Source organism: Burkholderia sp. BDU5 (assembly GCF_001522845.1).
Classification (GTDB): Bacteria; Pseudomonadota; Gammaproteobacteria; order Burkholderiales; family Burkholderiaceae; genus Burkholderia; species Burkholderia mayonis.
The window spans coordinates 180,756-195,919 of the sequence record NZ_LOWC01000142.1 but is presented as its reverse complement, the minus strand read 5'-3'; the positions used below and the strand labels follow the sequence as shown (position 1 = coordinate 195,919).

Below are 15,164 nucleotides of genomic sequence, written 5' to 3'. Positions count from 1 at the left end.
CGGACCATCGGCGAGGACGCGCACGGCGCCCTCGCCGTCCTTCAGTCGGCGACCTCGAACTGCGGCTGCAATCCAGCCACCGTCGCGATGGCAGCCCTCGCCGCGCTCGGCACGCCGCCCCCGCGGTGAATGAATTCCACCCGGAATTTCGCTTTCGGCACGTCGTCGGCCGGAATCGCACTCAACGGGAAATGCGCGACGACGTCCAGATGCGTCAGGCAATTCGCGCAATGCACGACGTTCCAGCGGCTCAGAACCGATTTGTGGCCGAGGTAATACTCGCGCGTCTTGCCGTTCGAGTCCGTCACGGCCGCGTACGCCTTCATGATGAAGGATCCTTGGAACTGCGCGCGGTCAACGCCCGTCACCGTCAGCTTCTTCGTGCTGTTTCCGCTCGGTACGGCCAGCAACGACGCCTTCAGTTCGGAAGCGACGTCGTCGAGCGAACCCCGCCCGTACGTGAATCCGAGCTGGCGCTCGATGTTGATGCAGTCCTCGGACATGTAGGCGTCGCCATTGGATTTCCTGAACGGATTGAGCGGCGTCTTGAGACCGAGCGCCTCGCCCGGCGCGAAACCGGGAGTCGGCCCTTGCGAATCGCTCGCGTTCGTGCCCGGATAGTCGCGGATGATGTCGAGATGGTCGGTGTGCCCCGTCTGCTTCTGCCAGACCCAGAACATGCGATCGACGTTGCAGTGATGGAAAAAGAAAATCGGATCCATGCCGGCCGTGTTGTTTTCCCCCATGTCGCCGTTCGCGCCGGCGATCTGTCCGACTTCGTCGCCGGGCCCGTTGCCGAGATCGAAACCGCCGACGGACAGATGGATGTCGTTGTGCGGCGATTCGACGGGCGTCACGTAGCCCGGGTTCGAGCTGTTCCATACCGATGCGGAAGTCGTATTGGAAAACACCGTGTAGTTCGGCGCCGACAGGCAGCGGATGTATTTCGCATAGACGCCGTTCCTGGTCGGATTGGGATCCTCCGGCGTCGGCGAACTGCCGCGCAACCATGCCTTCACGTTGCTGTTGAGCAGTTCGGTATTCTTCTTCGGATTCGGGAATTTCGCATTGTGTATAGTCGTCTGCTCGCGTGCCTCCGGCGTGCCGACGAGGCCGGACAACGGGTAACGCTTCGTCACATACCCTTTTGGTTTCTCGTAGATGTTGCCGTCACCCGGCAGGTGATCGGACAGCGCTTCGGGCAGCACGAACGAGCGCAGCGGATTGTCGATTTCCTTGCCGTCCAGCACGAACGTCTCCTGGGTCAGAATCGACGGAATCCCGTGCTTCAGCGTATAGTCATCCGTCTCGTCCCAGAACGGCATCGACACGCCCGGCACGATGCTCTGGAGCGCCTCTTCGAGCTTGTAGACATACATCCGGTGCCAGGTCGGGAACAGCACGTTGCCGTGATTGCAGTAGCCGCCCCAATACGGATAGATGTCATCTGGCGGCAAGGCGTCCACCGGCTTGCGATACTGGAACGGTTCGCCGTGATAGCCGCCAAGCGCGAAGAACGATTTCGGATCCGACGGCGGCAATGCCTTGATGCCGGCCCACGCGCGCACGAGATCTTCGAGCGGCCTCTTGTCCTCATCTGTGTCGTAGAGCTTCTGAAGGTCGCGCACCGACCGGCGCACTCTCAATCCATTCAAGTTAGACATGTCCACTCCTTTTATCGCGTAGCGTTGTAGTCCCTCGGCATGCCTCGGGATTTACGGATGACGGCGTCGTCTTGCGAGCACGCGCGCGATGGTCTCGGCCATGCCGGGAAACGCGCACGCGCTGCCCTCGCCCGGCTCAAGAACGGGCGGACGGGCGACCGACGGATCGCCATCGGTAAATGGGGGTAAAGGGTTGTACTGAATGCTGAGCTGAACCTTGCCGGCCACGACGTCGTTGGATAGCAGCGCAACGATCTTCAGCCCCTCATCGAGCCCGGATGAAATGCCGCCGCCCGTGATGCGCGTGCCGTCGATGACAAAGCGCGGATAGTCCGGCGCCACGTCGATGCATGGAAACAGCCTGAGACAGGGGAGAAACGCCCAATGCGTCGTCGCTTTGTAACCATCCAGATAACCGGCTGCCGCGGCAAGCAGCGCCCCTTCGCACACCGATGCCGCGTAATCGGCGAACGACGCCTGCCGCGACAGAAAATCCATGCGCGCCGAATCGAGCATCAAGCGCTGCAGCGCAGCGGGATCGCCGCCGGGCACCCAGAGCAGATCCACTTGCTCGACATCGCGAAAGCTCGGCAAATCGCCACCAAGCGTCAGGTGGTCGCGCGTCGCAACGGAAGAACCGTCGAATGAGATCAGATGCACTTCGCGATGCGGCGCATCGTGGATCACGTCGGGCTCGATCTGCGCCATCCAGTCGAACAGCTCGCGCGGCACCGCGACGTCGAGCAGGTCTACGCCGTCGTACACGATGATGCCGATCCGATAAGCGTCAGTTGATCGCATGGCTCGCCCTCGCCACCGTTATCGCGTCGTCCATCGCCCGCATTGCGACGTGATGGAGCATCATGCCGACCAGCATCGAGCACACCAGTCCATTGGCGCCCCACGGCCAGTCGACCAGATCCGCCCACGTCGTCAGCAGCATGGCCGACAGGCTCATTGCGAACATCATCGTACCGAGCGCGACGGCGACATCGACGATCCGCCTGAGCGGGCGGACGCCGCGCTTTCGCTCGCCGTGCACGCTCAGGATGCTCAAGCCGAGCATCGCCGCGGCGGTGAACGGAAACAGGCGGACGTGCAGGATCCAATCGTCGACGAAGGACGCACGGCTGCACAGTGCAAGCACTGCCTCCGGATAAGTCGACGCAAAATCCGCAAGCAGCGCGCCGCTCAACACGGCCGCGCCTGCGATCGGCAATACGCCTGCGCGCACGTCTCGCCATGCACGCATCGTCCCGACGCCGGCAAGTGCGAGCGCAGGCAGCGCGTTCCATGCCCAGAACGTCGGCGTATGCGATGCCGCGATGGGCAGCACGCACGCGACCCAGCCCGCCAACGCGTGCAGTACGACGCGAACCGAGCGCGCCCGATCGAAGCCGATGCTGGATGCACGGAACATCTGATGATCCCCGTCATGTATTTCTTCGTGTTCGTTGGCGCGGCCGCCTTCGGCGTGGTCTCGATTCCGATCGCCCGATTTCCGTCGGCGACATCGCGCTTCATCGACGACGGATACGGCGCACAATCGTCGCCGAAGGCATAGCATTCGCGCCATGTCCTTCCGCTTCGATGCAATGGGACCCGGTGCGCACGCGACAGCGCCTGCGGCGAGCGCCCCTTTCGGCACGGGCGTCGTCAACGCGCAGCCCCCTTTTTGCCGGCGCTCCGGGCTTTCGCGCCCTCCTTCTGTATCCGGTGCAGTTTCGTCCTGCGAACGATGCCGTGCGCCTCCGCGCGACATGTCACGAGATCATGAGCGATCTCTCGTCGACGATGCTTCGTTGCCGGCCGTCACGGCCGTTCCCTCGATCATTCGAATGTCGAAGCATCTCAACTCGACGAATCACAGATCAATCTAGGCGGCGGCAGAGCGATTCCCCAACTACCAGAAGTAGTAGGCCCGGTCGGCTTGCGATGCCGATCGGCCGGGCCGCGCCGCGCACCACTTTCTGCGACGCGGAAGAGCCGCTTGCCAACGGCACGGAAGCATCGACATGCTGTTGGGCGCGCACCGCTCCGAGCAGTCTTCGTAACGATGTGCTTCGTTAAAAGCGTTTGCGATGAATGGACTCGTTGCTATTGGTTCGCACTGTCTCGCGCTTACTTTCGCTGCGCCAGCCACGCATGCGCCGCCGATCGAACACCGTTCTTTGTCGAGACGATTACGCGTGTCGCCCTCTTCGTCGGCGCCCCACAGACGACGCGCCGCCATCGCGCGGATTTTGCGTGTCGATTGTTCCCATGCGATTCCAGCGACACGATCGAAATCTGATGAACAGAAGACCATGCGCGATGATGTTCATCGTGCCCCCACCGCCGGTGGCCTGCGCATCCTGCTGGCCCACGCGATCGATCCCAAAGCCCCGCGAGCGTTCGGAGCAATACGGGGTGAGTGCATCGACGCCATCACGCACACGATCCAATCTCCCGGCTGCGTCATTGCGTCAGGCATCGACCCAAGGGAAAACCCTATAATGTCGCTTCGGCTCGGGCCGCATCCGGTCGTCCGCGCCCACGTACCGAGCCACGCGCGGAGGCAGGATCCGTGCCATATTTCGATGCGGCCTTCGCCGCGAATCCATCATGAAGCGAATCGGAGCGTTTTTCATTGCGACCTGGTCGGCCGCCGCGCTGCTCTATCTGGGACGGCACTCGGTGCCGATGATCGCGATGAGCGGCGTCGTCGCGCTTGCGAGTTTCGATCTGTTTCGTCCGTAACCCGGCTGCGGCGTGCAAGCTCGCGGCCGCTTCCACATCGGCCGCCGCCAAGCGAAATCGCTGCCCGATCGGACCGCCAATCGTATCGGCTCACGGCGAAAACAGCGTTCGTCGACGCCTCACCGGTCTCGACTTCGCACCTCGACGCAGCCTCTAGAAGGGCCCGTCAAAAGAGAAAGGTGTCGCGCGCACGCACCACATTCTTTCATTCAGCATCCCAAGCAATTTCATCCAACTCCATTTCACCTTTCATTCACCGTTCACCATTCAGATAGTGGGCTGGTGTGTCACTTTTTCTCTGTCAGCAGTAACAGCTAACGAAACTGGCAGTTACCGAAACGAGAAGTGCTCGCATACGCTTAGCGCGCTCTCGTCCCCACAAGGGTCGGAGCTTGACAACGTCGCACTCTCTCAAAAGGACACACTCGATGAACAGGACCGCCGAAATTGCACTCTCCCTTTCCCCGCTGTGCAGGCGACTTGCCTGCGTGTGGCCGTTCGCGCTCGCCGCCGGCGTCGCCCACGGCGCGACGGACTGGGTCGATACGCATACCAAATCTTTCTTGAACCATGCGCAGATCGAGACGCTCGCCCACAGCGCGAACACCGCATCGCTCGAGGTCGCGTCCGGCGAAGCTACGCACATCGTGGTCAGCCTGAAGCTGCGCAATGCCGAGCAACTGAAAGCCATCGCGCACAACGTCAACGATCCGCATAGTTCGCAGTACCGTCAATTCATCACGAGCGCGCAATTCCTGTCGAACTACGCACCGACCGAAGCGCAGGCGAAGCAAGTCGTCGACTATCTGCGCAAGAACGGCTTCGTCGACATCCGCGTCGCGCCGAACCGCATGCTCGTTTCCGCGCGCGGCACCGCGGGCACGGTCAAGCAGGCGTTCAACACGTCGCTCGTCCACTTCGAATACGCGGGCCGCTCGGGCTTTGCGAACGCATCCACCGCGCAGGTGCCGAGCGCGCTCGGCGACGTCGTCGGCTCCGTACTCGGCCTGCAGAACGTCGCGCGCGCACGGCCGCTGTCGAAGACCGGCGCCGTCGCGAAACCGCAGGCGCTCGCGTCGGGCACGGCGACGGGCCACTACCCGTCGGAATTCCCGGGGCTCTACAACGCGACCGACGTGCCGACCGCGGCGAACGCGACGGTCGGCATCATGACGATCGGCGGCGTGTCGCAAGCGCTGTCGGATCTGCAGCAGTTCACGAGCGCGAACGGCTATTCGAGCGTGTCGGCACAGACCGTGCAGACCAACGGCTCGGGCGGCAACTACAGCGACGATCAGGAAGGCCAGGGCGAATGGGATCTCGACAGCCAGTCGATCGTCGGCTCCGCGGGCGGTCAGGTCGGCCAACTGATCTTCTACATGGCCGATCTCAACGCGTCGGGCAACACCGGCCTCACGCAAGCGTTCAACCAAGCCGTATCGGACGACACGGCGAAAGTGATCAACGTGTCGCTCGGCTGGTGCGAAACCGATGCGAACGCGGACGGCACGCTCGCCGCCGAAGAGCAGATCTTCACGCAGGCGGTCGCGCAGGGCCAGACGTTCGCCGTGTCGTCGGGCGACGAAGGCGTCTACGAATGCAACAACCGCGGCTATCCGGACGGTTCGAACTACTCGGTATCGTGGCCGGCGTCGTCGCCGCACGTGCTCGCGATCGGCGGCACGACGCTCTACACGTCGTCGTCAGGCACGTTCTCGAACGAGACCGTGTGGAACGAAGGACTCGACGGCAACGGCAAGCTGTGGGCGACGGGCGGCGGCGTCAGCACGATCCTGCCGAATCCGTCGTGGCAGTCGGGCAGCAACCGCAAGCTGCCGGACGTGTCGTTCGACGCCGCGCAAAGCACGGGGGCGTACATCTACAACTACGGCCAGTTGCAGCAGATCGGCGGCACGAGCCTGTCCGCGCCGATCTTCAGCGGCTTCTGGGCACGGATCCTGTCGGCGAACGGTGCGAACCTCGGCTTCCCGGCCGCGCGCTTCTATCACTCGATCCCGGCACATTCGTCGCTCGTGCGCTACGACGTCACGTCTGGCAACAACGGCTATCAGGGGTACGGCTACAACGCGTCGACCGGCTGGGACTACCCGACCGGCTGGGGCAGCATCAACATCTCGAATCTGAACCAGCTCATCCAGTCGGGCGGCTTCAATTAAGCCGGCGCCCGCCGGCGTGAGCAGCAGATGCCAGGCCGCAATCGGCAGGCAGCGAACGACAAGCGCGACGCGACCGGAGGGCGCGCCGCGCTTTTCTGCATACCGACGTTTCAGCTCACCGCACGCTTCGCATTGCGTCCGCGCAGCCATTCGAGCGCAAGCAGCAGACAGGTCGAAAAGACGATGAGGATCGTCGCGAGCGCGGCGATCGTCGGACTGATGTTTTCGCGGATGCCAGTGAACATCTGGCGCGGCAGCGTCGTCTGGTCGGCGCCCGCGAGGAACAGCGTGACGACCACTTCGTCGAACGACGTCGCGAACGCGAATAGCGCGCCCGACATCACGCCCGGCGCGATCACGGGCAGCGTCACGCGGAAGAACGTCGTCACCGGATTCGCGCCGAGCGACAGACTCGCGCGCACGAGATTCTGATTGAAGCCCTGCAGCGTCGCCGCGACGGTCGTCACGACGAACGGCACGCCGAGCGCCGCGTGCGCGCAGATGAGCCCCGTATACGTGTTCGCGAGGCCGAGCGGCGCGAAGAACAGATACATGCCGACGCCCACGACGACGACGGGCACGATCATCGGCGACAGCAACACCGCCATCAGCAGGCCCTTGCCGCGAAAATCCGTCTTCGTCAGGCCGATCGCGGCGAGCGTGCCGAGCACGGTCGCGACGAGCGTCGCGGCCGGCGCGACGATGAAGCTGTTCTTCGCGGCCATCCGCCACTCGTCGGACGCAAGCAGGTTCTCGTACCAGCGCATCGAGAAGCCCGGGATCGGATAGACGAGAAACGTGCTCGACGAGAACGACAGCGGCACGATCGCGAGCACGGGCAGGATCAGATACAGCAGCGTCAGCACGACGAGACCGCGCAGCACGAAATACCACGCACGCTCGGCCATCGATACGTGCGGTGCAAAGAGCGGCTTCGCAAGCAATTTCATGTTCGTTTTCCTGGTTCGCCCGGCTTCGCTCAGCCGAGGCTCAATTGCGTGCGGGTGAAGCGGCCGTAGATCGCGTACAGCACGAGCGTCGCGGCGAGCAGCAGGCCGCCGAGCGCGCACGCCATCCCCCAGTTGATCGTCACGTTCGTGAAATACGCGACGTAGTAGCTGACCATCTGATCGTTCGGGCCGCCGAGCAACGCGGGCGTGATGTAGTAGCCGATCGCGAGGATGAACACGAGCAGCGCGCCCGCACCGATGCCGGGATACGTTTGCGGCACGTACACGCGCCAGAACGCGGCGAACGGGTGGCTGCCGAGCGACACCGCCGCGCGCTGATAGCTCGGCGGAATCGACTTCATCACGCTGTAGAGCGGCAGGATCATGAACGGCAGCAGGATGTGCGTCATCGAGATGTAGACGCCGACACGATTGAACAGCAGCGCAAGCGGCTGCGAGATCAGTCCGACGTCGATCAGCGCGCGATTGACGAGCCCTTCGCTTTGCAGCAGCACGATCCATGCGGCGACGCGCACGAGCACCGACGTCCAGAACGGAATCAGCACGAGGATCATCGCGAGATTCGCGCGCCGCTCGGGCAGCGTCGAGATCCAGTACGCGAGCGGATAGCCGAGCAACAGCGCGAACAGCGTGACCGCGAAGCCGATCACGAGCGTGCGGCCGAAGATCGCGAGATAGATCGATTGATCGGGATCGGCGGGCACGACTTGGCCGAAGCCGTCCTGCTTGTGATCGAGCGCCGCGAGCAGATAGAACGGCGAATAGCGGCCGCCGTTCTTCGCGATCGCCTGCCAGTAAGCGGAGTCGCCCCAGCGCTCGTCAAGCTCGATCAGCTTCGCGCGCGTCTGCGCGGGCGTGAGTGTCGCGTTCGCATCGCCCGTCAACGGCATCGCGCGCGCGGTCTTCGCGACGAGCGACCGATAGCCGGGGATTTCGGTGTTCAGGCGCCGCGCGAGCGCGCCCATCGCCTCGCTGTCGGCGACCAGCGTGAGATCGGCCGCGAGCGCCACGTAGGCGGCGTTGCCGGGCGGCGCCTTGCGGTCCCAGTTCGCGAGCGCGGCGACCGCATGCGGCAGCGCGGTCGCGATCTCGGGATTCTGCACGGCGCGCGTGAGCAGCGCGCCGATCGGGACCACGAACACGAGCAGCAGGAATACCGCGAGCGGCGCGACGAGCAGCAGCGCCATCGCGCGTTTCCTGGCCTCGGCCGCTTTCAGTTCACGCTTGAGCGAGTGAGTCGGCGGCGCCGACTGCGTAGCGATCGTCATCGAATTCAACGGTTGTCTCCGGCCGAAACGCCGTTCGGAGGAATGCCGCGCGCGCCGCCGTGACGCGCGCGGCCGATTGCTTCATCGGCTCACGCGGCCGTCACTTCGACGCCCATGCGGCGAAGCGCTGCTCGAGTTCGTCGCCATGGTCGGTCCAGAACGCGATGTTCTGCAGCACGGCGCTCTTGCCGTTCGCCGGAGAGTTCGGCAGGTTCGCGAGCGTCTTCGCATCGAGCGCCTTGATCGCCGTCACGTTCGCGGGGCCGTAGGCGATGTGGTGCGCGTACTCCTGCTGCGGCTTTTGCGACAGCGTGTACGCGATGTACTGCTCGGCAAGCGCCTTGTTCGGCGAGCCCTTCGGAATCGCCCAGTAGTCCAGATCGTAGATGCTGCCGTTCCACACGACCTTCAGGTTCTTCCCTTCCTTCTGCGCGGCGTCAATCCGGCCGTTGTACGCGGTCGACATCACGACATCGCCAGCGACCAGGAATTGCGGCGGCTGCGCGCCCGCCTCCCACCACTGGATGTTCGGCTTCAGCTCGTCGAGCTTCTTGAATGCGCGATCCTGGCCCGCCTTCGTCGCGAGCACCTTGTAGACATCTTTCGGCGCGACACCGTCCGCCATCAGCGCGAACTCGAGGTTGTAGCGCGCGCCCTTGCGCATCCCACGCTTGCCGGGGAATTTCTTCACGTCCCAGAAATCGGCCCAGCCGGCGGGCGCGCTCCTCAGCTTGTCCGCGTTGTACGCGAGCGCCGTCGACCACACGAAGAAGCCGACGCCGCAAGTCTGCGGCGATTCGGGAATCAGTTCGGACTTCTTCGCGATCTTCGTCCAGTCGAGCTTCTCGTACAGACCTTCGTCGCAGCCGCGGTTCAGATCGCCCGACTCGACTTCGACGACGTCCCAGTTCACGTGCTTCGCCTCGACCATCGCCTTCACTTTCGCTTGCTCGCCGTTGTACTCGACGGCCGTGATCTTGTTGCCGGTCGTCTTCTCGAACGGCTGATTGAACGCGGCCTTCTGCGCGTCGCCGTTCGCGCCGCCGAAGTTGACGACCGTCAGCTCGGCCGCGCCCGCCGCCGTGCAGAACGCAACGAGCGACAGCAACGCAACCGCGCGGCGCGGCGTGTTGAGTGCGTGGATCATGATGTTTCCTCTCGTGACAGGTGAAGCGTGGTGGTTGTGCGAAACGTGATGCGTGACTTGCAGTCTCGCGTTCATGCGAAGACCCGCAGATGCTCGGGCCGAAACTCGAGTGAAATCGGCGCGCCCGGCGTGAACGCGGCGAGCGCGCCGGTGCCGAGCGGCACCTTGACGAAGCATTCGTCCTGTCCCGGCAGCACGCAGCGCATCCGGACGTGATCGCCGAAATAGATGAGGCTGCGCGCTTCACCCGACAGCGCATTCGCCGCGCCGTTCGCCGCACATCCATTGCCCGGCGCGACGTTCATCCGCTCGGGGCGGACGCATGCGATGCCGATCGCGCCCGCTTGCGCGTTGCCCGTGTTCAGGCCGACGAGGCGCGTACCGTCGTCGAGCCGGAATTCGCAGAATTCGCCGTTCACGCTCGCGACCGTGCCGCGCAGCCGGTTGCTGTCGCCGATGAAGTTCGCGACGAACTCGTTGCACGGCGATTCGTAGAGCCGATCGACGGTGTCGAGCTGCTGCACGATGCCCTTGTCGAACACAGCGACGCGATCGGACATCGTCAGCGCCTCGCCCTGATCATGCGTCACGTAGACGAAGGTCAGCCCGAGTTTTTCGTGCAACGCCTTCAGTTCGTACTGCATGTGTTCGCGCAGTTGCTTGTCGAGCGCGCCGAGCGGCTCGTCCATCAGCACGAGCTTCGGCTCGAACACGAGCGCGCGCGCGAGCGCGATCCGCTGTTGCTGGCCGCCCGACAACTGCGCCGGATAACGCTTCGCGAAGCGCTCCATCTGCACCATCCGCAGCGCGGCCGCGACGCGGTCCTTGCGCTCGGCGCCGGACATCCGGCGCACGGTCAGCGGATAGTCGACGTTCTGCTCGACGGTCAGATGAGGAAAAAGTGCGTAGTTCTGGAACACCATGCCGATGTTGCGCTTGTGCGGCGGCACGTTGTTCAGCAGCTCGCCGTCGAGGCAAATCTCGCCGCCCGTCGGGAATTCGAAGCCCGCGAGCATCATCAGGCAAGTGGTCTTGCCCGAGCCGGACGGCCCGAGCAGCGTCAGGAATTCGCCGCGCCGGATGTCCAGATCGAGCGATTTGACGACGAGCGTTTCGCCGTCGTAGGTCTTGCGCACGCCGCGAAAGCTGACGATCACATCATCGGTCTTCATCGTCCCGTCCCCTTTTCGTCTTGGCTCGGTATTTCGAGATGCGATTCACTATACGGCGCACACGGTCCTACAATAGGGAACCATTTCAATATTTCCGGTAGAACCACTTTGGACACCGTGATCCTTTCCGACTGGCTTGCCGCGCGACTCGAGCGGCACTCGGCCGAGCCGATGTACCGGCAACTGCTGCGCTTGATGCAGCAGGCGATCCTGTCGGGGGAGCTCACGCCCGGCACGAAGCTGCCGAGCTCGCGCATGCTCGCCGCCGATCTCGCGATCGCGCGCAACACGGTGCTGCACGTTTACGATCAGCTGACGACGGAAGGTTACGTACTGACGACGACGGGCAGCGGCACCTACGTCGCCGACACGCGTCCCGACGCGGCGGCGATGCGCGCGCAAGCCGGTGCGCCCGCGCATGCATCGGACGAATCCGCTGCCGCATGGCAGCGCGCGCACGGCGGCGCGCTGTCCGCGCGCGGCACGCAGTTGATCAAGTACGCGGGCGTATCGCGCCGCCAATGGGGCGCGTTCATGCCGGGCGTGCCGGACGTGTCGGAGTTTCCGACGCGCACGTGGAGCCGCTTGCAGGCGCGGCTGTGGAAGGAAGCGAATCCCGAGCTGCTGACCTACGCGCCGGGCGGCGGCTACCGGCCGCTGCGCCGCGCGCTGTCCGATTATTTGCGCGTCGCGCGCTCGGTTAAATGCTCGCCCGACCAGATCATCATCACGACCGGAATTCATCAGTCGATTGATCTATCGGTGCGCCTCCTCGCGGACGTCGGCGATCGCGCGTGGGTCGAGGAGCCGTGCTACTGGGGCGTGCGCAGCGTGCTGCAGGCGGCGGGACTCGTGCTCGCGCCCGTGCCCGTCGATCAGGAAGGACTCGCGCCGCGTCCGCAGGATTTGAAGCATCCGCCACGGCTCGTGCTCGTCACACCGTCGCATCAGTATCCGCTCGGCATGGTGATGAGCCTCGCGCGCCGCCGGATGCTGCTCGAATATGCGCGGCAGCATCAGTGCTGGATCATCGAAGACGACTACGACAGCGAGTTCCGCTACGGCAGCCGGCCGCTCGCATCGCTGCAGGGGCTCGACGACGCGGGCCGCGTGATCTATGTCGGCAGCCTCGGCAAGATGCTGTTTCCGAGCCTGCGGCTCGGCTACATGGTCGTGCCCGAGCATCTCGTCGAGACGTTCAGGACGGGGCTGTCCGAGCTGTATCGAGAAGGACAACTGATGCAGCAGGCCGTGCTCGCCGAATTCATCATGGACGGCTATCTGACGTCGCACGTGCGCCGGATGCGCGCGCTGTACGGCGAGCGCCGGCAATTGCTGATCGACGCGATCCACGCGCGCTTCGGCGATGCGCTGCCGGTGATGGGCGACGAAGCGGGCCTGCATCTCGTGATCGGACTGCCGAACGGCTGCGACGATCGCGCGATCACGCAGACCGCATTCGACGCGGACGTGATCGTGCGGCCGCTCACCACCTACTACAACCATGCGGAGACCGCGCGCGAGGGATTGCTGCTCGGCTATGCGTGCGTGCCGAACGAGCGCATCGCGCCTGCGTTCGACACGCTCGCGCAAACGATCGAAGTGGATCTGAATCGAGCCGCGAAGCGGCGCGTCGCGTGATGCGCAGCGACGCGCGGCATATCCGAATGCGCATACGCATACGAATACGCACGAGCGCGCACCGCATGCGCTCGTGCACGACACGCTACTGCGTCTGCGTCGCCGCGCCGCCGCGATCGAGCGACGCCGCACGCAACGCCTCGCCCGGCTCCGTGAAATAGCGCTGCCGCAGTTGTGCGACCTGCGCGTCGCGATCCTGCGGCGACAGGTTCTGCGCATCGAGCTGCGCGCGCTGCGCTGCGTACTCGTCATACTTCGCGCGCCACGCATCGTTCGCCTGCTGCATCTTCGCGACGCGATCCGCGGCTTCCGGCCCGAGCGATTGCGCGAGCTGCGCACGCATCTCGTCGGGCGATACCCCCGACTTCTGCAATTGCGCGATCCGCGTGACCGCATCGTTCTGCTGCTTCTCGCGTGCCTGCTCCGCGCGCTGATCGAGCGGCAGCTGCTGCTCGAGCGCGGCAAGACGCGCGGCTTTCTGCGCATCCGTCAGCGAAGCATCCTGCATGATCTTCAGCCGCGCGAGATCGTAACGCTGCCGCTGCTGCTCGGCGCCGAAGAACGGCATGCTCCAATCGCCGAGCGTGCGGCTCGCGATCGACTCGCGCTGATCGAGTGCGAGCTGCAATGTCGCGATGTCGAACTTGTTGCCGAGTGCACCATCGTCCGGCAGCTTCGCGAGCTGGTCGAGATACGCGCGGTAGCGTTTCCAGACATCGAGCGCCTCGCCCCGCGCGACCGTGCCGTCGAGCTGCGCGGCGATCTCGCGCGAAACGAGCGCATCGAGCGCCGCGGCGCTCAGCTCGTTCTGCGCGCTCAGGCAATAGTCGAAGAAATCGCGCACCGCGCGCGCCTTCGCGAGATGCCCGCGCGCGTCGAGCGGCAGGCGCGGCGCCGACGAGCCCGCGAGCGATGCGGGCAACGCATCGGCTCCGGAACCCGCATCGGCGCTCGCCGCCGCGACGGCGGGCGACGACGACGCGACGACAGGCGCGACGCCGGACACGCCGGCGTCGTGCTTCGCCGGCGCGCCTACGACATACCAGACCGCACCGGCCGCGACGACGCCGGCCACCCCATAAAGCGCGACGCGTCGCGCGATGCCGCCTTCCCCCGTCATCGATCACACACCTTGCATCTTCAGCCGGTTCGCATGCGTGCGGATCACCGCGACCGGGTCCTCCGCATACGCGCCGCGCACGCCGAGCAACTGGTTGATCTCGTCGAGGTGATTCCACTTGTAGCTCGTGCTGAGCACCTGGCCGTACAGCGAGCTGCAACGCGACACGAGCCCGTCATTTGCGCCGGAGCCGCGGTTGATCATCACCGTGCCGGTGCCGACGAACGCGAGCGTCGACGGATCGAGCGCGTTCGCCGGATCGACGACCGGAATCGTGCTCGTATCGGTTACGCCCGTCACGCCGAGAACCGACAGCGTCGGCTGGATCGCCGTGCCGCCCCACGAATACAGCAGATGCGTGCTGCCGCCGACCGTCTCGGTCGGCGCCCCCGTCTGGCACGAGCCCGGTGCGCCGAGCCCGGCGCTCGGATAATTCTGGTTGTAGATCGCGGTCTGCGACGTCGTGAGCGTCTTCAGCGCGGCAAGCGCATCCTGGTTCGTGTTGTTGTTGCTGCTCGTCAGGATGCCGAACACATTGACGAACGCGGCGATCACCGTCGACGACAAGCCGGTCGGATCGTACGCCAGCACGGTCTGCACGAAGTCCGCGAACTCCGAGCCGCGATGCGGCGTACCGATCGTCGTCACCGACGCGACGAGCTGCGGCGCGACGGCCGCGACGTAGCGCGACGTGAGCCCGCCCTGACTGTGGCCAATCAGGTTCACCTTCGACGCGCCCGTCGCGGCGAGCACCTGCTGCACGTACGCAAGCAACTGCTCGCCGCGGCCGTTCGGCCCGTCGTCGCTCTGGAAGCCGGACAGGTTCGCGACGTAGACCGTCGCGCCGTGCGCCTGCAGATCCTCGGTGATGCCGTACCAGTACTCGAGGACGTTCGCGTATTTGTCGGTGCCGGTCAGGCCGTGCACGAGGATGATCGGGTACTTGGTCGCCGCGTAGTTGTCGACGGCAGTCGTCGCCGCGACGGCGGATTGCGCGCCTGCAAGCGAGAGGAACGTCCCGATGCTCGCGGCGGGCGCCGCGCTCATCGCGAACGCGACCGCAGCCGCCGTTGCTTTGGATCGCATCGATCTGGCCATGTACTTCTCCTTTTGTTTGAATCGTATCGGATGAGGAGGATTGCTTCTGTTGGCATGACTACGTTTCGCGCCGCCCGAATACGCAGCCTGCACGCCGACACATTTGCACGGCCCAACGGTGCTGCATAGGGTGCGATGACGATCTTTGACGATTTAAACGAACACCC

At 64.7% G+C, this 15,164-nt stretch carries 12 protein-coding genes; 3 read left to right on the top strand and 9 right to left on the bottom strand.

Features of this window, described 5'->3' with window-relative positions:
• Window positions 1-41: 41 nt before the first annotated feature.
• The 3 genes from WS69_RS22110 to WS69_RS22100 are packed head-to-tail and all read right to left on the bottom strand — an operon-like array spanning window position 42 to window position 3,084.
• The gene (locus WS69_RS22110) at window positions 42-1,664 is read right to left on the bottom strand and encodes a tyrosinase family protein (protein ID WP_059472806.1); all 1,623 of its coding nucleotides are present in this window, start codon (window positions 1,662-1,664) and stop codon (window positions 42-44) included.
• Window positions 1,665-1,715: 51 nt separating this feature from the next.
• Window positions 1,716-2,465, bottom strand: coding sequence for a DJ-1/PfpI family protein (locus WS69_RS22105; RefSeq protein WP_059472805.1), 750 nt, complete (start codon window positions 2,463-2,465; stop codon window positions 1,716-1,718).
• Window positions 2,452-3,084: a hypothetical protein gene (locus WS69_RS22100; protein ID WP_059472804.1), complete on the bottom strand. Its 633-nt coding sequence runs from the start codon at window positions 3,082-3,084 to the stop codon at window positions 2,452-2,454. The genes WS69_RS22105 and WS69_RS22100 overlap by 14 nt, the downstream gene beginning before the upstream one ends.
• 1,184 nt (window positions 3,085-4,268) lie before the next feature.
• Between WS69_RS22100 and WS69_RS35330 the strand changes: the two genes are divergently transcribed.
• On the top strand, window positions 4,269-4,403 hold the full coding sequence (locus WS69_RS35330) for a hypothetical protein (protein WP_082716366.1): 135 nt from the start codon (window positions 4,269-4,271) through the stop codon (window positions 4,401-4,403).
• A gap of 428 nt (window positions 4,404-4,831) precedes the next feature.
• Window positions 4,832-6,580 carry a S53 family peptidase gene (locus WS69_RS22095; protein ID WP_059472803.1) on the top strand — a complete coding sequence of 583 codons (1,749 nt, stop codon included), beginning with the start codon at window positions 4,832-4,834 and terminating at the stop codon, window positions 6,578-6,580.
• A 110-nt stretch (window positions 6,581-6,690) separates the two neighbouring features.
• Here WS69_RS22095 and WS69_RS22090 read toward each other — a convergent pair whose 3' ends face one another.
• From WS69_RS22090 to WS69_RS22075, 4 genes are all read right to left on the bottom strand, one after another.
• A complete protein-coding gene (locus tag WS69_RS22090) occupies window positions 6,691-7,530 on the bottom strand; it encodes an ABC transporter permease (RefSeq protein WP_059472802.1) in 840 nt (279 codons plus the stop codon).
• Window positions 7,531-7,559: 29 nt separating this feature from the next.
• A complete protein-coding gene (locus tag WS69_RS22085; RefSeq protein ID WP_059472801.1) occupies window positions 7,560-8,819 on the bottom strand; it encodes an ABC transporter permease in 1,260 nt (419 codons plus the stop codon).
• A gap of 100 nt (window positions 8,820-8,919) precedes the next feature.
• A complete protein-coding gene (locus WS69_RS22080) occupies window positions 8,920-9,966 on the bottom strand; it encodes an ABC transporter substrate-binding protein (protein WP_059472800.1) in 1,047 nt (348 codons plus the stop codon).
• Between the two features lie 71 nt (window positions 9,967-10,037).
• On the bottom strand, window positions 10,038-11,138 hold the full coding sequence (locus tag WS69_RS22075; protein WP_059472799.1) for an ABC transporter ATP-binding protein: 1,101 nt from the start codon (window positions 11,136-11,138) through the stop codon (window positions 10,038-10,040).
• Between the two features lie 108 nt (window positions 11,139-11,246).
• Between WS69_RS22075 and pdxR the strand changes: the two genes are divergently transcribed.
• On the top strand, window positions 11,247-12,779 hold the full coding sequence (gene pdxR / locus WS69_RS22070) for a MocR-like pyridoxine biosynthesis transcription factor PdxR (protein ID WP_059472798.1): 1,533 nt from the start codon (window positions 11,247-11,249) through the stop codon (window positions 12,777-12,779).
• 85 nt (window positions 12,780-12,864) lie between these two features.
• Here the strand turns inward: pdxR and WS69_RS22065 are convergent, their stop codons facing one another.
• Entirely contained in the window at window positions 12,865-13,899 is a 1,035-nt protein-coding gene (locus WS69_RS22065; RefSeq protein ID WP_059472797.1) for a lipase secretion chaperone, read from the bottom strand.
• A 3-nt stretch (window positions 13,900-13,902) separates the two neighbouring features.
• A complete protein-coding gene (locus WS69_RS22060) occupies window positions 13,903-14,997 on the bottom strand; it encodes an esterase/lipase family protein (protein ID WP_059472796.1) in 1,095 nt (364 codons plus the stop codon).
• Window positions 14,998-15,164 lie beyond the last annotated feature (167 nt).

Bases quoted from the DNA above. Each gene is read 5' to 3' on its own strand.
- WS69_RS22110 (WP_059472806.1), bottom strand. From the start codon at position 1,664: ATGTCTAACTTGAATGGATTGAGAGTGCGCCGGTCGGTGCGCGACCTT.
- WS69_RS22105 (WP_059472805.1), bottom strand. From the start codon at position 2,465: ATGCGATCAACTGACGCTTATCGGATCGGCATCATCGTGTACGACGGC.
- WS69_RS22100 (WP_059472804.1), bottom strand. From the start codon at position 3,084: ATGTTCCGTGCATCCAGCATCGGCTTCGATCGGGCGCGCTCGGTTCGC.
- WS69_RS35330 (WP_082716366.1), top strand. From the start codon at position 4,269: ATGAAGCGAATCGGAGCGTTTTTCATTGCGACCTGGTCGGCCGCCGCG.
- WS69_RS22095 (WP_059472803.1), top strand. From the start codon at position 4,832: ATGAACAGGACCGCCGAAATTGCACTCTCCCTTTCCCCGCTGTGCAGG.
- WS69_RS22090 (WP_059472802.1), bottom strand. From the start codon at position 7,530: ATGAAATTGCTTGCGAAGCCGCTCTTTGCACCGCACGTATCGATGGCC.
- WS69_RS22085 (WP_059472801.1), bottom strand. From the start codon at position 8,819: ATGACGATCGCTACGCAGTCGGCGCCGCCGACTCACTCGCTCAAGCGT.
- WS69_RS22080 (WP_059472800.1), bottom strand. From the start codon at position 9,966: ATGATCCACGCACTCAACACGCCGCGCCGCGCGGTTGCGTTGCTGTCG.
- WS69_RS22075 (WP_059472799.1), bottom strand. From the start codon at position 11,138: ATGAAGACCGATGATGTGATCGTCAGCTTTCGCGGCGTGCGCAAGACC.
- WS69_RS22065 (WP_059472797.1), bottom strand. From the start codon at position 13,899: ATGACGGGGGAAGGCGGCATCGCGCGACGCGTCGCGCTTTATGGGGTG.
- WS69_RS22060 (WP_059472796.1), bottom strand. From the start codon at position 14,997: ATGGCCAGATCGATGCGATCCAAAGCAACGGCGGCTGCGGTCGCGTTC.